The following is a 19,851-nucleotide window of genomic DNA, read 5'->3' as shown; positions in this document are numbered from 1 at the left end:
CGGGATCTGGTCAACAAGATCGACCACTTCATCTCCCATTACAACCAGTCCTGCCGACCCTTCGTCTGGACCGCCACGGCGGATTCCATCCTGGCCAAACTTCAATGATTATGTCAGCGAATTAATGGGACAGGACACTAGGACCTCTTTGCAAAACGTTGCGAGCGGCCGTCAGGCGGAGGCGGCCGGAGCGGAGGACCCGGAGTGTACATGGGGTACATGAGGAGTGATGAAACACCTCCTGTGTTTCACCGCTCCGCGGCGCTTCGCGCCCAAATCCGCTCCCGGCGGATTTGTCCGAGCACCGCCCGACTCCGGATCACGGTCGCGCAGTAGTTTTGCAAAGAGGTTCTTAGGACTTGTAGCGCGTCGGGTCCCCAACACCGGCTTCGGCGAAGCCGGTTTTCCGGAATCTACACGAGTCGCACGAGCCGCAGGCCCGCCCCTCGTCATCAGCCGAATAACATGACACCGTGAGGGCATAATCGACGCCCAAATCTGTCCCGATGCGGATGATCTCAGCCTTTTTAAGTGTGATTAACGGCGCATGTACCTTAAACTGACTACCCTCGACACCGGCCTTAGTCGCCAGGTCCGCCAGACGCTCGAAAGCCTCGATATATTCCGGCCGGCAATCGGGATAACCGGAATAGTCGACGGCGTTCACGCCTATGAAAATGTCTACGCTGCCCAACACTTCCGCCCACCCGAGGGCGAATGCGAGAAAAACCGTATTCCGTGCGGGCACATAGGTGACCGGAATGCCTTCTTGCGGGCTATCAGGCACGGCGATGCGGGTGTCGGTAAGCGCGGAGCCGCCGAACTCGCCGAGACCTATTCGAATAATCTTGTGCTCGATTGCGCCGCAGTTCTGCGCTACACGGCAAGCCGCATCGAGTTCCGCGCTATGCCGCTGACCATAATCGAAGCTTAGGGCGTAACACTCATATCCTTGCGACCTCGCGATAGCCAGCGTGGTCGCCGAATCGAGCCCGCCGGAGAGCAAAATAACTGCTTTTTTCATTGATCCTTATCTCCCGGGTGTATCGCCCCAGAGAATCTTGTGTAGCTGTACTTGAAAGCGAACGGGCAAACGGTCGCGCAAGATCTTCTCGGCAAGTTCCGTAGGATTTTGCGTGCCCATAGCCGGCGAGAAGAGCACTTCGCAGCGGTCCGACAAACCGAGCTCCTCCATCCTGGCCTTGGCCCACTGGTAATCGGCCTCATTCATGATCACGAACTTGAGCTGATCCTTTTGATCGAGAAATTCCAGGTTCTCGTAGCGATTCTTGGATTCCTCACCCGATGATGGCGTCTTGAGATCCAGGACTTTGACGACTTCCGGATTAACTTCCGACACATCCAGGGCGCCGCTGGTTTCCAGCGAAACCTCATAGCTTTCCGCCACCAGAGCATCCAACAAGCCGAGGCACCCGCGCTGCGCCAAGGGCTCGCCGCCCGTAACGGTTACATAGCGGGAATCGTACGACCGGACTTCATCCACAATCTCGCTTATGGACATTTTGTGCCCGCCGCTGAATGCGTAAGCCGTGTCGCAATACACGCAACGCAACGGGCACCCCGTCAGACGGACGAAGACTGTCGGCAACCCCACGGTGCGGGACTCGCCTTGCAGGGAATAGAAGATTTCGGTAATTCGGATTTGATCCACAGATCAGGCGTTGCAAAAAATCAGCGGTTCTCTTGCCGCATTCTGTCCAGCCGTTTCTCCGCCATCTTTGCGGCGCTGGTGTCGGGATAGCGCTTGACGACTTCGGTCAGCAATTCCTTCGCATTCGCCTTCTGGCCGGTTTCGTATTCGATGAAACCCAGTTTCAGCAGGGCGTCCGGCACTTTGCCGCTTTGCGGGAAGTCCTTGATGACTTTCCGGAACGTGTCGCGCGATGCATTGAAATCGCGGTTAACGTAATACGCTTCCGCAAGCCAGTAATGCGCGTTATCGGCGTATTCGCCGGTCGGATAGGTCGCGATGAAGCCTTTGAATTCCTTGATCGCTTCCGGATACTTTCCTTCTTTCAAAGTGCTGAATGCTTTTTGATATACCGCCTGGCGATTTCCGGAATCGGCTGCCACTGGCGCGGGAGCTTGCGCCGGCGGCGTCGACGGTACTGCGGGAGCCGTTACATTGGCATCGGATGAAGCGGACTGGTCGGCAGGCGCCTGCAGTGCTCCGGAACTGCCGGCAGATAACTGCTGTATCCGCTGATCCAAGTCCGTATACATATCCCGTTGCTGCTTTTGGGCGCCTTCGAGCCGATGGGAAAGTTCTTCCATTTCCCCGCGGAGCTTAAGCACTTCAGCCTGCAACTGCTCCATCCGATTAAACATCTCCATCAAGGTGCTCCCCGAGAGACGTTTCTCCAACTGGGAGACGCGCTCCTCAAGGGTAGCCACCCCGTAGCCGGTTTGATTTTGATCGTAAGTTCGATCGTACCTCTGATCGTATTGCTGGGCACAGGAAACCGTCCCATGTAATGATCCCAGGAACAACAATGTAAAAACCGGCTTTTTAAGATGCATATCGGTTAGCGTCCCGAATAGGAAATTTCCACCCGGCGGTTCTGCTCCCAGGACGATTCGTCATGGCCAGACACGGAGGGCTTTTCCTCGCCGAAGCTGACCACCTGTACCTGGCCGTCGGACGAGCCCTGCAATTGCATCATCTTGGCCACGGCCTTGGCCCGCTGCTCGCCCAACGCGATGTTGTACTCCGGAGAACCCCTTTCGTCGGCATGGCCTTCCAAGACGGCGCTACGCTCCGGATGGGAAGCCAAATAATTCGCATGGGCAGTGACGACTTGCTGATACTCCGGCAGCACTTCATAGCTATCGTACATGAAGTAGATCACTCGTTTTGACAGCGGGCTGGACGGATCGTCCAACATCGGATCGCCCGTACCCCCGACGCCTGCACCGTAACCGGCGCCACCGGCACCGCCGCCGTATGCGCCGCTATCCGCGCCTTCACCATATTTGCTGATCTGCGGGCCTCCGGCACTGCCTTCCATGCCGGCATCGGCACCGCCCTCGCCTTGCACACCGCCCTTGGAGCTACAGCCGCTCAGGGCAAGAGATATCATAGAGACGACTAATGCAGTCTTGAGAAGTTTCATGTGTTTTCCTTATTGACAAGAATTGATCAAACCCGTTGATTATTGTAATTCTCTGGCCTTCGCTTCGCGCCAAACCCGCTCCTCATCCAGCCCTTTACGGGGACCACGCCGGCTCGCGTACCTGCCCGCTGTCGATACGAAGGCTTTGCTGAACCTTGCCGTCGACGGAAACGGCCGCCAACTGTCCTACTCCGCCGCTCTTGGAGGCGTAAAGAATCATGCTGCCGTTAGGCGCGAAACCCGGCGACTCGTCCAGACGCCCTTTGGTCAGGACGCGCAGCGCTCTAGTCTGCATATCCATCACGGCGATCCGGTAGTCGCCGCCGTTGCCGTGGACCATCGCGATGCTGCGCCCGTCGGGCGAGAACACGCCGCGAGCGTTGTACTCGCCCTCATAGGTCAGACGCTGTGCCGATCCGCCGGAGGACGACACGATATACAGCTGCGCCTTGCCGCCGCGATCCGACGTAAACACGATACTTCCTCCGTCCCGCGACCAGTTCGGCTCGGTGTCGATGCCGATATGATCCGTTACTCGGCGCAACGAGCGAGAGGCCAAATTCATCACATAAACATCCGGGTTGCCGTCCTTGGACAAGGTCAGCGCCAGCTGAGAGCCGTCCGGAGACCAAGCCGGCGCTCCATTGATGCCGGGTGTGTCGGACACTTTCTGGCGCTCGCCGGTGGCGAGGGCTTGAATGAAAATGGCCGAGGTCTTGTTCTCGAACGATACATAAGCGATGCGCTTGCCGTCCGGCGACCAGGCCGGGGACATGATCGGTTCGACCGAACTGATGATCGTTTGCGGGTTATACCCGTCGGTATCGGCGATTTGCAGACGATACTGCCGCCCGCGGGGGCCGTCGCCCGCCACCGTCACGTACGCCACGCGGGTCGCAAAGGCGCCGGGCTCGCCGGTCAATTGCTGATAAATGATGTCGGCAATTCGGTGCGCGGTACGCCGCGTCTCCGGCGCATTGAACGGGATTTTGGCGCTGGTCAGCAGCGCGCCTTTAATCACGTCGTACAGAAAAAATTCGGCTTCGTACTGGCTGCCGGCACCCGGCTGTACCCGCCCGATGACTAAATGATCCTGTCCCAAAGCTTGCCAAGTCCGGAACCTGACTTGCTCGGGCGCCGTCGGCGTTTCCAGCATTTCGCTCTCCGGCAACGTTTTGAAGCGGCCGCTGCGCGCCAAATCGGCGGCGACGATGCTGCCGATATTGTCGCCTGGCAACATCTGCTGACCGAAAGGCACCACTGCGATCGGCATGGCGCCTTCGACGCCCTGAGTAATTTGCACGTTTAATTCGGAACGCGCCCAACCGCTGAAGAAAATGAGAAAAGCACTCAAAAAGACAACGCTGCGAAATCGTTTATTCATCAAACACCTGGACAAGGATTATTCGGGCTTGAATGTGAACTTAAATGATCGAAGCTGTTCCGCCACCTTTGGGTCAGACGGCCAAGGCAAGGGCGAAGCTTTGCGGACGGCCGCCTCGGCGGATCGATCGAAAGTGGGGTCGCCGCTACCGCTAACCACCTGCACATCCGCCACCTCGCCACCGGGCAGCAAGCGGACTTGAATTATACAGGAGAGGCCGCTTTTCGCGGAGGGTGGACGGAGCCACGACCGCGTGACTTTCGGCTTGATGTACATGTTTGCCCAGTCGCTCGCCGCTTTCTGAGCCTGCTGTGCCATGGCGGCACGATTTTCCTCCTCGATCTGTTCGCGCAACGCCAGTTCGCGCTCCTCCTGCTGACGACGGGCCTCTTCAGCTGCCTTCCGTTTCGCCTCGGCTTCGGCTTTACGTCGGGCGTCCTCCTCGGCCTTGAGCTTGGACTCTAATTCCGCCTTACGTCGAGCCTCGTCTTCGGCCTTTCGTTTCGCTTCCGCCTCGGCTTTGCGCTTAGCGTCCTCTTCCGCTTGACGCTTCGCCTCGGCTTTCCGCTTCGCTTCAGCCTCAGCTTTCTTTCTGGCGTCTTCCTCGGCTTTTTGCTTCGCCTCAAGTTCGGCCTTGCGTTTGGCTTCCGCCTCGGCTTTCTGTTTCGCCTCAGCCTCCGCTTTGCGCTTGGCCTCCAATTCGGCTTTACGCTTGGCTTCGAGTTCGGCCGCGTGGCGTTGCTCGTCTTCACGCTTCTTGGCTTCGGCTTCGAGTTTCCGGCGCGCTTCCTGTTCGGCCTGACGTTTAGCTTCAGCCTCCGCTCTTTCTTTGGCTTCCTCGGCTTTCTGTTTTGCCTCGATGTTCGCTTGACGCTTGGCCTGGGCTTCGGCCTCGGCCTTCCGCTTCGCCTCGGCTTCGGCTTTGCGGCGGGCGTCTTCCTCGGTCTTGAGCTTGGCCTCCGTTTCGGCTTTCTTCCGGGCCTCTTCCTCAGCTTTTTGCTCGGCCTCTAGTTCGGCTTTTCGCTTCGCCTGGGCTTCGGCCTCGACTTTCCGCTTTGCTTCGGCTTCAGCTTTGTGCCTGGCCTCGAGTTCCGCCTTGCGCTTGGCTTCGGTCTCGGCCTTGCGTTTCGCGTCTTCTTCGGCCTGGCGCTTGGCTTCAAGCTCGGCCTGACGGCGCTCTTCTTCCTGGCGTTTTTTCGCCTCGGTTTCAGCTTTGCGCAACGCCTGCTCTTCCGCCTTACGCCGGGCTTCCAATTCGGCTTGCTTGGATTCTTCGGCTTTGCGCTTTTGGTCGGCGAGGTGTTTGGCTTCCTCCTGGCGCTTTCTTTCCTCCGCCTCGACCTTACGCTGAGCTTCCAGTTCGGCTTGCCGCTTGGCCTCTTCGTCCTGCTTGCGGCGTTCGGCTATCTCCTGGACACGCCTTTCCTCCTCCAGCTTTTTCTGCTGGATTTCGGCCTGGCGCTGGTTGTCAAGCTCTTCCCTCCGTGTCTGCGCTTCGCGCTGCCTGGTTTGCTGAACCCGCTCGATCTGGGTTTCGTCGACCGCAGTCGCCTGAATGATTTCAGGCTGTGGCGGCTGCTCAACCGGCGTGACGGAGTCGAACTGAACCGTAAAAAGGAGAATCAGAATGGCGTGTAGCGCCAGCGACAGCCCGATCGGACCGCGATAGCGTTTAGAATCGGAATGATTCATTCGTCTTCGGCCGGACCGGTCATCAAACCGACGCTCGGGACACCCGCGTTTTTGAGTGAGGCCATGACCATGACGACCTTGCCGTAATCCACCATCTTGTCGCCTCGAATCAAGACCGCGAGCCCCGGCTTTTTCTGGAGGGCTTCCGTGACCTTGGCCGTCAGCTCGTCGGAATCGACTTCGATATCCTCCTGATTCCCGGCATCCACGAACAACCGCCCCTCCGCATTGATCGACACGATGATGGGCAAATCCTGCTGCGGATCGACAGTTCTGGCCTCGGCCTGGGGTAGATCCACGTCGACTCCGGTTTGAAGCAGCGGCGCCGTAACCATGAAAATGATCAACAGCACCAAGGACACGTCGATATAAGGAACGACGTTGATTTCGGCCATGGGCCTGCGGCGGTTGCCGCGCCCGCCTCTCCCGGATGATACGTTCATTTTGCGTGCGCCTGGCGATGCAGTAAGCTCAGAAACTCTTCAGTAAACGCCTCGTAACGATTGGCCAGCCGGCCTATTTCGGTCGAATACCGGTTGTAGGCCATTACCGCCGGAATCGCGGCAAACAGGCCCATGGCTGTCGCAACCAGCGCTTCGGAGATGCCTGGCGCCACCATGGCCAAGGTCGCTTGCTTCACGCTGCCGAGCGACCGGAACGAGTTCATGATGCCCCATACGGTGCCGAACAGTCCGACGTAGGGGCTCGTGGAACCGACCGTGGCAAGAAAAGGCAATCGTTCGTCCAGACTCTCCAACTCACGGTTCAAAGCCACGCGCATCACCCGCTGCGCGCCTTCCATGACGGCGTCGGGACCGATGTTCGGCTGTTGCCGGAGTCTTGCGAACTCTTTGAATCCGGCCATGAAGATATTTTCGAGCGCTTCGGTCGCGTGATCCTCCTTGGCCAGTTGCCGGTAAAGATCGGCAAGGTCGATGCCCGACCAGAAGCGTTCTTCGAACTCCTCCGAAGTCTCCTCGGCGCGCTTGATTTCCTTGTATTTTGAGAAAATAAAGGTCCACGAAACGATGGACGCCAGAACGAGAATGAACATCACGATCTGGACCACCAGGCTCGCTTCGGTGATTAACTTAAATATGGAGAGTTCAGAGGTCATGTTTTAACCGTTGCAATAAAAAATCAGGAATGGCCGTGGGCCGGAAGGATTCGGCGGCAAGACAAACGACGCGCACCCGCGCCTCGCACACGAGTTCATTGTCCTGCCGTGTCGCCAGCTGCTTGAAATTCAGGCTCGCCGACTTCAATTGCTCCACTTCGGCCGACACCGAGAGAGCATCGTTGAACCGGACCGCTTTCACATATTCGATCTGCATCGATCGAACCGCGAACAGAATGCCGTACTGGCAGCGGAGCTCGTCTTGCTCGAAACCCAGCGCCCGGAGAAACTCAGTCCTGGCGCGCTCGAAAAACCTTAGGTAGCTGGCGTGATAAACCACGCCGCCGGCATCGGTATCCTCGTAATACACGCGGATCGGCCAGCGAAACCTGCTTTTTTCGGAGACATCAAGCAATTAGAAAAGCTCCTCGTTCACATTGAGCGCTTTCGGCGGCTCCAAGCCGAAATGAAGATAAGCGGTGCGCGTCGCAACCCGCCCCCGCGGCGTGCGCATGATAAAGCCTTGCTGGATCAGGTAAGGCTCCAGAACGTCCTCGATGGTGCCCCGTTCTTCGCTGATCGCGGCGGCGATATTGTCGAGCCCCACCGGACCGCCTTCGAATTTCTCGATCATCGTGCGCAGCAGCTTCCGGTCTAGCTGGTCGAAGCCGTTGCGGTCGACGTTTAGCATTTCCAGCGCATTGCCGGCCACTTCGACAGTCACCCGGCCGTCCGCCATGACTTCGGCGAAGTCCCGAACCCGCCGCAAAAGCCGGTTGGCAATACGAGGCGTCCCGCGCGACCGGCGCGCGATTTCCTGAGCGCCTTCGGTGCTCATTTCGACCCCGAGGATTTTCGCCGAGCGACCGACGATTTGGGCCAATTCCTCGGGCGTGTAAAATTCGAGACGGTGGACGATCCCGAATCGATCCCGCAAGGGCGAAGTCAGGAGACCGGCGCGGGTGGTCGCGCCTACCAAGGTAAACGGCGGGATGTCCAGCTTGATCGAACGCGCGGCCGGCCCTTCGCCGATCATGATGTCGATCTGGTAGTCCTCCATCGCCGGGTAGAGAACCTCCTCCACCATGGGGCTCAAGCGATGGATTTCGTCGATGAACAGAACGTCCCGCGGCTCCAGATTGGTGAGCAATGCCGCCACATCGCCCGCCTTCTCCAAAACCGGCCCCGAAGTCTGGCGTATGCTGACACCCATCTCGTTGGCGATGATGTTGGCGAGGGTGGTCTTGCCGAGTCCCGGCGGTCCGAAAATCAAAACGTGATCCAAGGCTTCGCGCCGCGCGCGGGCCGCTTGGATGAAAATCGCCATCTGCTCGCGCATGGCCGCTTGGCCGATGTAGTCTTCCAGGCGACGCGGGCGGATGGCGCGGTCGACGGCGTCTTCTTCGTGACTCCCGCTCGCACTGATCAGGCGGTTGGTCGGCATCGTCGTAAATCTCTATTTGGCGGCCGACTGCAAAGCCGACCGTATAAGGTCTTCGCTGGTCCTTCCCTCGGACGGAAGACCTCGAACCAGATTGCTCGCATCTTGCGGCTTGAAGCCTAGCGCGATCAGTGCGCTGACCGCGTCCTCCACCGGACTCGCCGCCGGTGCCGGCAGTGTCCCGGCTCCCGGCAGATGGACGGTGGGAAGCTCGGGCAAGCGGTCCCGCATCTCGATGATCAGCCGTTCCGCGGTTTTCTTGCCGACCCCGGGCAAACGCACCAGACGCGCGGCGTCTTGAGCCTCCACGCAACGGTGAAACTCTTCGGCGCTTAGGCCGGACAGAATGGCCAGGGCCAGCTTCGCACCGACTCCGCTGACGCGAATCAAACTGCGAAACAAGGCGCGCTCCGCCTCGGACACAAAGCCGAACAGGTTGTGGGCATCCTCGCGGATTGCCAGATGGGTGTACAGCATCACCTCTTCGCCGATATCCGGCAGCTTGTAGAAAGTCGACATCGGCGCATCGACCTCGTACCCCACCCCGCGCACATCCAACAAAAGAGAAGGCGGTTTTTTGGCGACCACCAAACCGCGTAGAAATCCGATCATCGCACCACCACTCCGGCCAGTTGCAAACGCCGCAAGGTCTGCCGATGGTGAATATGACACAAGGCCACGCCTAGGGCGTCACTAGCATCCAATTGCAGCGGCGAGGAAAACTTGAGGAGGAAACGCACCATATGCTGGACTTGGAGCTTGTCCGCGCTCCCCTTGCCGACCAAGGCCTGCTTTACCTGCCGCGCGGCATACTCATAAACCGGCAAATCCGCCGCAAGACCGCCGCAGATGGCAGCGCCCCTGGCCTGTCCCAGCTTCAATGCCGAATCGGCATTCTTTTGCATGAACACTTGCTCGATGGCCAGTTCGTCGGGCCGGTATTCAAGCGCGATTTTATAGACCCCGTCATATATTTGCTTTAAGCGCTCGGGAAAACGATCTGTTTCCGTACGGATACACCCGTAGGCAATCAATGCCGGGCCCTTGTCGCCATCGCGAATGATGCCGTAACCGGTACACCGCGAGCCGGGGTCCAATCCTAGAACGACTGTCACATCGCCTCTTTAACCGATCTGGGCGAGGATGTCCTCGCTGATGTCGGCGTTGGAATAAACATTTTGCACGTCGTCCAAATCTTCCAGCCGCTCCAGCAGACGGATCATCTTTTCCGCATCGTCCTTATCCAGCGCCACGCTGATGCTGGCGCGCATGGTCACCTCGGCGCTCTCCGGCGCGAGTCCGGCTTTCACGAGGGTGTCCCGAACGGCTTCGAACTGGTCCGGACCGACCAGCACGTCGACAGAACCGTCGCCGTTGCTGATGACATCGTCCGCGCCGGCTTCGAGCGCTGCTTCCATCACCCGGTCCTCGTCAATCCCTGCGGGGTAACTAATGATTCCGGTCTTGGTGAACAAATAGGCCACAGAGCCGTCGGTACCCAGATTGCCACCCGACTTGGTGAAGGCATGACGCACCTCCGAAACCGTGCGGTTACGGTTGTCGGTAAGGCAATCCACCATCACCGCGATACCGCCGAGACCATAACCCTCATAGCGCACTTCCTCGTAATTATCGCCATCCGCAGCACCCGTGCCCTTCTTGATGGCCCGTTCGATGGTGTCCTTGGACATATTCGCGGAAAGAGCCTTGTCCATTGCCGCCCTCAAGCGCGGATTATTGGTGGGATCGCCCCCGCCGTTGCGGGCCGATACGGTGATCTCCCGAATCAACTTGGTGAAGAGCTTGCCCCGTTTGGCGTCCTGAGCGCCCTTCCGGTGCTGGATGTTGGCCCACTTACTATGACCTGCCATGCAGTAACTTACCTCCGCTTCAGCCAAAAACGTGCCGAAAAATCAGAGAATTTTATCATTTTTGCTACAGAAGAGTTTGCTCACGGGCGGACTCCGTCTGTTAAAAATACCGCAAGCGGTTGGCATTGCTCACCACGGTTACCGAAGACATGGCCATAGCCGCGCCGGCAATCATGGGGTTGAGCAGGATTCCGAACGGCGGATAAAGAAAACCGGCAGCAATCGGAATCGCGAGCGTGTTGTAGATAAAAGCTCCGAAAAGGTTCTGCTTGATGTTGCGCACCGTCGCCCGCGACAGCTCCATAGCCTCGGCTACCTTGAGCAGCGATCCGCCCATGATGACCACATCGCCGCTTTCTATGGCGATATCGGTACCGGTACCAATCGCCAAACCCACATTGGACTGGGCCAAAGCCGGCGCATCGTTGATCCCGTCACCCACCATGCCGACGATTTCCCCGGCATCCTGCAAGGCTTTCACCACAGCGGCCTTGTCCTGAGGTAGAACCTGCGCGCGCACCTCGCCAATACCAGCCTCGGCGGCAATCGCTTTGGCCGTGACCTCGTTGTCGCCCGTCACCATAAGCACCCGCACGCCCATGGAGCGCAATTTCGACACAGCCTGCCTGGAATCCGCCTTGATCGGATCGGCCACCGAAAGCAGCCCGACCACGACTCTATCGACCGCCAGCAAAATGGGTGTCTGCCCCTCACCGGCCAGTTCGATCAAGCGCTCGGCGAAATGGCCGCAATCTATCCCTTGCTCGGTCATAAGGGACAAGTTGCCCAGCAGTACGGCCCGGTTCTCAATGAGGCCCGAGACCCCGTGACCGGCAACTGCCGCAAACCCCGTAACCGAAAAGAGCTCGCTATTTTTCTCGCTGACCGCCGTCAGAATGGCTGTCGCCAGTGGATGCTCGGACCCTGCTTCGAGACTCGCCGCCCACCGCAATACTTGCTCTTCGGTCCAGCTTTGCCCTGTCTCGACCTTTACCAGCCGTGGCTTGCCCTCCGTTACCGTTCCGGTTTTGTCGAGCACGATGCAGCTCAGTTTCCCGGCCGTTTGAAGCGCGTCGCCGTTACGGATGAGTATGCCTTTTTGCGCCGCCTTCCCGACCGCCACCATGATGGATATCGGAGTAGCCAGTCCCAAGGCGCAGGGACAAGCGATAACCAGCACCGTCATGGCCGTGACGAACGCGTAACCGAGGGCCGGCGACGGGCCGGCCGCCCACCAAACCAGGAAGGTCAGCAGCGAAACCGACACCACCACCGGCACGAATACGGCCGAAACGCGATCCACGAGCCGGGCGATTTCCGGCTTGCTCGCCTGCGCCCTTCGAACGCTGGCGATGATTTGGGCCAACACCGTGTCGCGACCGATGCGGGTTGCCTTGAACAGCAGCGTTCCCGACTGGTTGAGGGTGCCGGCGACGATCTCGCCCCCTACAGCTTTCTCGACCGGCATGGGCTCGCCGGTGAGCATCGATTCGTCCACGCTGGAATGACCTTCGATGACCACGCCGTCCACCGGAATTTTTTCTCCCGGCCTCACGCGCAAGGTTTCATCCAAGCCCACCTCTGCAATCGGAACATCGATCTCCTGACCGTTTCTCAAGACGCGCGCCGTCCTCGGCTGAAGTCCGATCAACTGCCGGATTGCGGATGACGTCTTGCCGCGGGCGCGCATTTCCAGAGCGCTCCCCAGATTGATAAACGCCAGAATGATCGTCGCCGCTTCGAAATAGGCGTGTCGCGCCGGCATCGGCAGGCTGCCGGAGAAGAAGATGGCCATGGTGGAGTAGAACCAGGCCGCGCCGGTGCCAAGGGCGATCAGGGTGTCCATGTTGGCTTGACGATGCCGCAAACTCTTAATCGCCCCTTTGAAAAAATGACCGCCCGAAAAGTACAAAACCCACAGCGTGACCAAAGAGACCAGCAACCACAATCCACCGGCGGCCGGCGTTCCCAGCATGGGAAACCACCCCAGATGCTCCGCCAACATCAAAGGCACACCAACCCCTGCGGCGACGCCGGCCTTGTTGAGCAGCGCATGGTAACGGGCGACTTCCAAAGCTTCCTGCTCGGCCGGGTCTTCCAGCCCTTCCATCACCGCCGCATCGTAACCCGCATCCTGCACGGCCTTGCGCAAGGCTTCCGGGTCCGCATTCCCGCGCACCGAAGCGGAATGATCCGCAAAATTGACATCGGCCGAAAAAACATTGGGCACCGAGCGCAGCGCAGTCTCGACGGCTTCGACACACCCGGCGCAACGCATGCCGGAGACGGAAAGTCGGGTGATTTTCGGTTCGGGATAAAGCGTCGACGTCATAGCGGTCTCTCTGAGAAAAAGTCTTATGCGGGGTTAATACCCTTTCGACGGATATGCCAGCATCATTTTATCGGCCGTTGAGCGGAGGTGCGGCCCAAACATGAACGGGGCCTTGCTTCATTTCCGGTTAACGTATACCAAACCAAGCGTCCCCGCTACTGCCGGTGTTTTACGATACAATAATGGGTTTTTCCGGAACCGATATCAGACCGTGACATCATCACTTTTATCCGTCTTAGCGCCCGAATGGGCAGAGCAATCGGCCGTTTTGATCGCGTGGCCGTATTCCAAAGGCGACTTCAACCGGTGGCTAAATGCGGTTGAAGAAACGTACGACCTGATTGCGCTCGAAATCAGCCGGCGGGAAACAGTGATCATCGTTTGCCAAGATGATGTCCATCAAAAGCACATCCGTCAAAGGCTGACGGCTTGTGCCGCGAATCTCGGCCGAGTTCGGTTCGCTCAAATGCCTTACGACGACGTATGGGTCCGGGATACGGCCCCGCTCACGCTCGCAAACGAACAGAGCGCGAAGCTCATCGACTTCCGCTTCAACGGCTGGGGCGGAAAGTATCCGCACGAGGCGGACGCCCAATTGGCCCAGCGGCTTTACACGACCGGATTGCTGGGAGATACCCCGATAAATCGAGTCGACTTCATATTGGAGGGCGGCAGCGTGGAATCGGATGGCGAAGGCACGATCATGACAACCGGCCGCTGCCTGTTCAATCCTAACCGCAACTCGGAACTGACACGCGAACAAATCGAAAACCGGCTGAAGACCAGCCTGGGCGCCCGTCGCATCCTTTGGCTCGATCACGGCTACGCGGAGGGCGATGATACGGATGCCCACATCGACACCCTGGCCCGTTTCTGTTCGCCCGACACCATCGCTTACACGGCCTGCGACAATTCGAACGATTCGTTATACGGAGAGTTCAACGCGATGGAGAACCAACTGAGAACCTTTCTCACGTCTACCGGTCAACCTTATCGCTTGATTCCTTTAAATATTCCGAAACCGATTTACAGTGAGGAAGGCGACCGATTGCCGGCGACCTATGCCAATTTTCTGATCATCAACGAAGCCGTTTTGGTTCCGGTGTATGACGATCCGGCGGATTCCGAGGCTTTGGAGCGTTTGGCGGATTGCTTTCCGGACCGCGAAATCATCGGTATACCCTGTATACCGCTAATCCGGCAATACGGCAGTTTGCATTGCATGACCATGCAGTTTCCGAAAACCGTTCGAGTAACCTGATATGACACAGATGCTCAAAGTCGGCCTGGTACAGCAAGCCTGCGGCTCCGCGGACAAGAACGCCAATCTGAATGCATCGATCGAAGGCGTGAAAGAGGCCGCGGCTCGAGGGGCGGAACTGGTACTGCTCCCGGAACTCCATCTCGGCCCCTACTTCTGCCAGACGGAGGATTGCAGCCGCTTCGATTTGGCCGAGCCTATACCGGGACCCACTACGGAAACCCTCGGAGCACTCGCCAAGGAGCTTGGCGTGATCATTGTAGGCTCGCTATTTGAACGCCGCGCTCCGGGGCTTTATCACAACACCGCCGTCGTGCTGGAAAAAGATGGCACCTTTGCGGGCAAGTACCGAAAAATGCATATACCCGACGATCCGGGGTATTACGAAAAGTTTTATTTCACTCCCGGAGATATCGGTTTCAAACCTATAACAACCTCATTGGGGAAACTTGGGGTCTTGGTATGCTGGGACCAATGGTATCCGGAAGCGGCCCGGTTAATGGCCCTTGCGGGCGCCGATTTGTTGCTGTATCCCACTGCGATCGGCTGGAATCCGGACGATGACGCCGACGAGCAGCAGAGGCAACTGCAAGCCTGGATAACCATTCAGCGGGCACACGCCGTTGCCAACGGCCTACCAGTTATCTCCTGCAATCGCATCGGGCATGAGCCTGATCCCAGCGATCAGAGCAAAGGTATCCTGTTCTGGGGTAACAGTTTTGTCGCCGGTCCCCAAGGAGAGGTTCTTTGTCACGCCAATGCGGAGGAAGACCGGGTTATAGTGGTCGAAATAAACCGCCGCCGGTCGGAAGACGTGCGTCGCATATGGCCATACCTTCGCGACCGACGGATCGAAGATTATGCCGGGCTAACCAAACGTTATCTGGACTAACAAAGATCGTCGCGAAATCCAGCGCAAGCAACCGATAGACGGTTAAATTTGAGGAAACCAAAATCCTTTAAAGTCCCCTTTACTTGATAACGGAATTACAGCGGAACCCGGCGATCCGGCCGGGAACCTTATCAGCGTTCGATCAGGACTTTACTTCAAAGTCTTCCAGTCGATGACCTTGCTCAATAAGCGTTTGCAGCCATTTCGGTTTCATACCACGCCCCGTCCATTTTTGAGACAAGTTATTAGGGTTTTGATACTTAATTGGAACTTTACTGCCTTTTCTCCCGGAAGCTTTTGTGCCTTCGGTAATGTCCACATTGACACCGATCGAAGCGGCCAATTCCTTTATCTTAGTCATGACTTCCTTGCGCTTATTTTCCTTCTTTTCCTTCAAGGCCTTCTGCGCGTTTTCAATCATGTTCGCCAGTTCGGTTTCGGAGAGTTCGGCTAAATTGCTCTTCATGGATTACCTCTATTAAGAAATTGATGCGATATAGATTAACCTTGTGATGACCTAATTAGTATATTAAAAAAACATAAAAAATGAATCGCTCATAATTTCTCCTTTTCGTGGAGAGTACTAAAAACAGTTTTCGCCGAAGCTTAACAGCGGCTTACAGCCCCAGTCCCCTTAAGAGGTTTATAGAGCGAGCCTCTGCGAAGAATAAGGGTTGCCTCCATGGTGCTCTGGCCATTTGTGCCTTCTATTCATCGGCGACATAGCTCCAATAACGAGGCTGTCATTCGGGTTAAACATGAGCTATCCGAATCCGCGACCTGAGAATATGTGCCGAGAGCACGATATTCCGGAAGCCGAAAACTCCCAAGGAATCGTTTTATGTAACGTTCTCGATAACACCCGATTAGCTCGGAGCCTTATGCATCACCTCAGACCGATCAGTTTGCTAATTTGCTCCGCTACACAGAAATCATTTAACTTAGACAGTTAGATAGAGTCAAAGAGCGCTGATTCCGAAATCTCTAGTGTTAAAGCAAATGATTGGCCCCAAGAACCAAGATGTATTGACGCAGGTCTTACATCCCAACAATTTGACCTTATATATCGGCAGACATTCCGAATACCGCCAACTCGCCCGCGCGAGGGGCTAGACCAGAATTTCCTGCGACGACGAACTACCCGGTTAGTCATTTACCCGACATTCCTCACCTCAGAACCATGAATCAAGCTGAAAAACATTTGGAAGCCATCTCGCTGTTCACACCCGCCGCGCCGATCCATAACGGAACCCCCATGGTCTGGCAAAACCTAAATGGGTGTGGTGATTCTCTGGCCTTGGCTCAAGCCGTAAAGCAAGATAAACGGCTGTATTTGATCGTCACCGAAGATACGCAAACCGCACTTAGACTAGAACACGAGATCGAATTCTTTCTCGACGGGAGCGCACCGGTACTCCACTTTCCCGATTGGGAAACCTTGCCTTATGATGTTTTCTCCCCTCTGCCCGAAATCGTCTCTGAGCGGTTGAAAACGCTCGCTCAGTTGACGCGTATCGAGCATGGGATACTTATCACCCCGGTCGCGACGCTGATGCAGCGGCTGGCCCCGCGTTCCCACGTATTGGCCAACACCTTTGTATTAAAGGTGGGCAGCCGGCTTAATCTCGAAGAAACCCGGCAAAGGCTGGAAAGCGTCGGATATCAGTGTGTGTCGCAAGTTCTGCAGCACGGGGAATTTGCGGTACGGGGCTCGATCATCGATCTTTTCCCCATGGGCAGCACCATTCCCTATCGCATCGAACTTTTCGACGACGAAGTGGAATCGATCCGGACTTTCGATACCGATACTCAACGCTCCCTGGAAAAGGTAAAGGAAATTAGTTTATTTCCCGCTCGCGAATTTCCTTTCGACGACGAAGCAATTAAACGGTTTCGACGGGCTTTTCGAATGCATTTTTCCGAAGCATCGATCAACAATCCTTTATATCAGGACGTCAGCAAAGGAATTGCGTCCGGCGGCATCGAATACTACTTGCCGCTGTTCGTGGACAGCACCGAAACCTTATTCGACTATCTGCCGAAAAAAACCACGGTTGTTCTGCACCACTCGATCAACGATGCCGCCGAAACGTTTTTTCGAGAGGCCGAACAACGGCACAACCAACGATCGGGGCATATCGACAGGCCCCCGCTTTCGCCTGAATTGCTATATCTGACACCCGGCATCCTGGCCGAGCAGCTCGGCGCCCATCCCAGAATATTGATTGCATCGTCCCTCGCGCGACCCTCCGAAAGATTCGATTCGGCCGACTACAACTGCCGGCCGCTCCCACCTGTCGCGATAGATCCGAAGCTGAAACAGCCGGCTGCCGCGCTTTCGTCTTTCATAGCCGAGACACCGGGCAAGATCTTGTTCGTAGCGGAAACCGCTGGCCATCGGGAAGCGCTGCTGGACACGCTTGCGAAACACGCCATAAGGCCCCACGTCGTCGAAAGCTGGCAAGATTTTCTAGCCACGGAGACTAAAACCCTCTGCCTGGTCGTTGCACCGATGGACCACGGGCTATGGCTTTCCGAGCCCCCGCTTGCCATCATCACGGAGACGCAGCTTTCCGGGGAGAAGGTTCAACAGCGACGGCGACGCAGGACGGGAACCGAGCGCAATCTGGACCAGATCTTCCGCAACCTGGAAGAGCTGGATATCGGTTCGCCGGTCGTGCACGAGGACCACGGCGTCGGCCGCTATCTGGGCCTGACCAAGCTCACGGTGGGCGGTATCGAAACGGAGTTCCTCGCGCTCGAATATGCAAACGGTGACAAGCTCTACGTGCCGGTATCGTCCCTGCATTTGATCAGCCGGTACAGCGGCGCCAGCCCGGATACCGCGCCGATGCACAAATTGGGCGGAGAGCAATGGCAGAAGGCCAAGCGCAAAGCCCTGGAGCGGGTGAGGGATGTCGCGGCGGAACTGCTCGATGTTTACGCTAAGCGCGCGGCCAAAGAGGGGCATGCCTATAGGGCCGTAACCGAGGAATATGCCGCTTTTGCCGCCGGTTTCCCCTTCGAGGAAACACCCGATCAGGAGAACGCCATTGTCGATGCCATCAAGGACATGGCTTCAACCCGCCCCATGGATCGAGTCATTTGCGGCGATGTCGGTTTCGGCAAAACCGAGGTGGCCATGCGAGCCGCTTTCATTGCCGCCCAGAACGGCAGGCAGGTGGCGGTTCTCGTGCCCACGACCCTGTTGGCGCAGCAGCATTATCAGAACTTTCGGGATCGGTTCGCCGACTGGCCGATCCGGGTCGAAGTGGTTTCGCGCTTCGTCGGCAAGAAGCAGCAGGATCAACTCGTCGAAGACCTGGCCAAGGGCACCATCGATATTCTCATCGGCACCCATAAGATTTTGCAAAAGGACGTCCGCTTCAAGAATCTGGGGTTGGTGATCGTCGACGAGGAGCACCGGTTCGGCGTCGGCCAGAAAGAGCACTTCAAGAAACTGCGCAGCGAACTGGACTTTTTGACCTTGACGGCGACGCCTATTCCCCGGACGCTCAACATGGCGATGTCCGGGCTTCGGGATATTTCCATCATCGCCACCCCTCCGCCCAACCGCCACGCTATCAAGACCTTCGTCAACGAATGGGACGACGCGCTGATTCAGGAAGCGATTCTCCGGGAAATCAAACGCGGCGGGCAGGTTTATTTCCTGCACAACAAGATCGAAACCATGGAAAAAGCGGCGCGCGACCTGGAAAAACTGGTGCCGATCGCCCGTGTCCGCGTAGCCCATGGACAAATGGCGGAGCGGGAACTGGAGCGCATCATGCTCGATTTCTACCATCAGCGCTTCAACGTACTGCTATGCACCACCATCATCGAAAGCGGTATCGATGTTCCGACGGCAAACACCATGATCATCAACCGCGCTGATTTGCTCGGACTCGCTCAATTGCATCAGATCCGCGGGCGGGTCGGCCGCTCGCACCATCGTGCCTATGCCTATCTGGTCGTACCGCCAAAATCCTTGATGACCGCCGACGCGGTCAAGCGGCTGGAGGCCATCGAGGCTACGGCCGAACTCGGAGCCGGGTTCATGCTGTCTTCCCATGATTTGGAAATCCGTGGCGCCGGCGAACTGCTGGGGGATGAACAGAGCGGCCAGATTCAAGAGATCGGTCTCAGCCTCTATACCGAACTGCTGGAGCGGGCGGTGGCGGCGCTCAAGTCGGGCAAGCCGCTGGATCTCGATGTTCTCCCCCACGAAGCCGGCCCGGAAATCGATCTTCAGTGCCCCGCCCTCATCCCCGATACCTATCTGCCGGATGTTCATACTCGCCTAGTGCTCTACAAGCGACTCGCCAACGCCAAGGACGAAGACGATTTACGTAAGCTGCAGGTCGAAATGATCGACCGGTTCGGGCTTCTACCCCCGGCGACTAAGAACTTGTTCTCAATTACCGAACTCAAATTGAAAGCGGAAGCTCTCGGAGTTCACAAGATCGAAGCGGGTTCCGGAAGTGGCCGCCTGTTATTCAACTCGAATCCGGCTATCGATCCAACCCAAGTTATCCGTCTAATTCAAGCTCAACCGCAAACCTACAAACTTGACGGCGCGGATAAACTGAAATTTTTCGGCACCTTCGATGGCCCCGAGAGTAAAGTCGCCTTCATCGGCCAATTGCTGAAGCAGCTGGCCGCCTAATTCGGCACTAGCAGCCTTCGCCAGGAGCTCTCGGAAACGGGAAGATCGATTATCGAAAGAC

18 protein-coding genes and 1 other RNA gene are annotated in these 19,851 nt (G+C 57.3%); 3 read left to right on the top strand and 16 right to left on the bottom strand.

What is annotated here, in order from left to right; all coding sequences use genetic code 11:
• Positions 1 to 145 precede the first annotated feature (145 nt).
• The 15 genes from VEB01_RS21650 to VEB01_RS21580 all read right to left on the bottom strand — a co-directional run bounded on the left by VEB01_RS21650 (position 146) and on the right by VEB01_RS21580 (position 12,971).
• Positions 146 to 221, bottom strand: a non-coding RNA gene (locus VEB01_RS21650) — sX9 sRNA.
• A gap of 131 nt (positions 222 to 352) precedes the next feature.
• Complete coding sequence (gene queC / locus VEB01_RS21645; RefSeq protein WP_324879154.1) at positions 353 to 1,024, bottom strand: 7-cyano-7-deazaguanine synthase QueC; 672 nt, start codon at positions 1,022 to 1,024, stop codon at positions 353 to 355.
• Positions 1,025 to 1,030: 6 nt separating this feature from the next.
• Complete coding sequence (gene queE, locus VEB01_RS21640) at positions 1,031 to 1,672, bottom strand: 7-carboxy-7-deazaguanine synthase QueE (RefSeq protein WP_324879151.1); 642 nt, start codon at positions 1,670 to 1,672, stop codon at positions 1,031 to 1,033.
• Between the two features lie 20 nt (positions 1,673 to 1,692).
• Entirely contained in the window at positions 1,693 to 2,541 is an 849-nt protein-coding gene (gene ybgF, locus VEB01_RS21635) for a tol-pal system protein YbgF (RefSeq protein WP_324879150.1), read from the bottom strand.
• Positions 2,542 to 2,546: 5 nt separating this feature from the next.
• On the bottom strand, positions 2,547 to 3,134 hold the full coding sequence (pal, locus tag VEB01_RS21630; RefSeq protein WP_324879149.1) for a peptidoglycan-associated lipoprotein Pal: 588 nt from the start codon (positions 3,132 to 3,134) through the stop codon (positions 2,547 to 2,549).
• 94 nt (positions 3,135 to 3,228) lie between these two features.
• Positions 3,229 to 4,518: a Tol-Pal system beta propeller repeat protein TolB gene (gene tolB, locus VEB01_RS21625; RefSeq protein ID WP_324879147.1), complete on the bottom strand. Its 1,290-nt coding sequence runs from the start codon at positions 4,516 to 4,518 to the stop codon at positions 3,229 to 3,231.
• Positions 4,519 to 4,536: 18 nt separating this feature from the next.
• Positions 4,537 to 6,210: a cell envelope integrity protein TolA gene (gene tolA / locus VEB01_RS21620; protein WP_324879145.1), complete on the bottom strand. Its 1,674-nt coding sequence runs from the start codon at positions 6,208 to 6,210 to the stop codon at positions 4,537 to 4,539.
• Positions 6,207 to 6,653, bottom strand: a complete 447-nt coding sequence (gene tolR / locus VEB01_RS21615) for a protein TolR (RefSeq protein ID WP_324879143.1) — start codon at positions 6,651 to 6,653, stop codon at positions 6,207 to 6,209. The genes tolA and tolR overlap by 4 nt, the downstream gene beginning before the upstream one ends.
• Positions 6,650 to 7,327 (bottom strand): protein TolQ, encoded by a 678-nt coding sequence (gene tolQ, locus VEB01_RS21610; RefSeq protein ID WP_324879141.1) that lies wholly within the window; start codon positions 7,325 to 7,327, stop codon positions 6,650 to 6,652. Before tolQ ends, tolR begins: the two co-directional genes overlap by 4 nt.
• The gene (ybgC, locus tag VEB01_RS21605) at positions 7,317 to 7,742 is read right to left on the bottom strand and encodes a tol-pal system-associated acyl-CoA thioesterase (protein ID WP_324879139.1); all 426 of its coding nucleotides are present in this window, start codon (positions 7,740 to 7,742) and stop codon (positions 7,317 to 7,319) included. Before ybgC ends, tolQ begins: the two co-directional genes overlap by 11 nt.
• A complete protein-coding gene (ruvB, locus tag VEB01_RS21600) occupies positions 7,743 to 8,771 on the bottom strand; it encodes a Holliday junction branch migration DNA helicase RuvB (protein ID WP_324879136.1) in 1,029 nt (342 codons plus the stop codon). It lies immediately after the preceding gene.
• A gap of 12 nt (positions 8,772 to 8,783) precedes the next feature.
• Positions 8,784 to 9,380: a Holliday junction branch migration protein RuvA gene (ruvA, locus tag VEB01_RS21595; RefSeq protein ID WP_324879134.1), complete on the bottom strand. Its 597-nt coding sequence runs from the start codon at positions 9,378 to 9,380 to the stop codon at positions 8,784 to 8,786.
• The gene (gene ruvC, locus VEB01_RS21590; protein WP_324879132.1) at positions 9,377 to 9,883 is read right to left on the bottom strand and encodes a crossover junction endodeoxyribonuclease RuvC; all 507 of its coding nucleotides are present in this window, start codon (positions 9,881 to 9,883) and stop codon (positions 9,377 to 9,379) included. Before ruvC ends, ruvA begins: the two co-directional genes overlap by 4 nt.
• A gap of 9 nt (positions 9,884 to 9,892) precedes the next feature.
• Entirely contained in the window at positions 9,893 to 10,639 is a 747-nt protein-coding gene (locus tag VEB01_RS21585; RefSeq protein ID WP_324879131.1) for a YebC/PmpR family DNA-binding transcriptional regulator, read from the bottom strand.
• Between the two features lie 100 nt (positions 10,640 to 10,739).
• On the bottom strand, positions 10,740 to 12,971 hold the full coding sequence (locus tag VEB01_RS21580) for a heavy metal translocating P-type ATPase (protein WP_324879129.1): 2,232 nt from the start codon (positions 12,969 to 12,971) through the stop codon (positions 10,740 to 10,742).
• A 211-nt stretch (positions 12,972 to 13,182) separates the two neighbouring features.
• Here VEB01_RS21580 and VEB01_RS21575 point away from each other — a divergent pair, with 211 nt between their 5' ends.
• Together VEB01_RS21575 and VEB01_RS21570 are read left to right on the top strand one after the other, a co-directional pair.
• Entirely contained in the window at positions 13,183 to 14,232 is a 1,050-nt protein-coding gene (locus VEB01_RS21575) for an agmatine deiminase family protein (protein ID WP_324879128.1), read from the top strand.
• Between the two features lies 1 nt (position 14,233).
• Entirely contained in the window at positions 14,234 to 15,124 is an 891-nt protein-coding gene (locus VEB01_RS21570; RefSeq protein WP_324879126.1) for a carbon-nitrogen hydrolase, read from the top strand.
• A 142-nt stretch (positions 15,125 to 15,266) separates the two neighbouring features.
• Here the strand turns inward: VEB01_RS21570 and VEB01_RS21565 are convergent, their stop codons facing one another.
• Positions 15,267 to 15,590: an H-NS histone family protein gene (locus VEB01_RS21565; protein WP_324879124.1), complete on the bottom strand. Its 324-nt coding sequence runs from the start codon at positions 15,588 to 15,590 to the stop codon at positions 15,267 to 15,269.
• A 714-nt stretch (positions 15,591 to 16,304) separates the two neighbouring features.
• On the opposite strand from VEB01_RS21565, the gene mfd reads away from it, so the two are divergent.
• Positions 16,305 to 19,790 (top strand): transcription-repair coupling factor, encoded by a 3,486-nt coding sequence (gene mfd, locus VEB01_RS21560; protein WP_324879122.1) that lies wholly within the window; start codon positions 16,305 to 16,307, stop codon positions 19,788 to 19,790.
• The last annotated feature ends 61 nt before the right edge of the window (positions 19,791 to 19,851 follow it).

The sequence above is a fragment of the Methylocaldum sp. genome, from assembly GCF_035627495.1.
Taxonomy (GTDB): Bacteria; Pseudomonadota; Gammaproteobacteria; order Methylococcales; family Methylococcaceae; genus Methylocaldum.
Note: the sequence above shows the minus strand (reverse complement) of the source record. Positions and strands in the feature narration are given on the sequence as shown.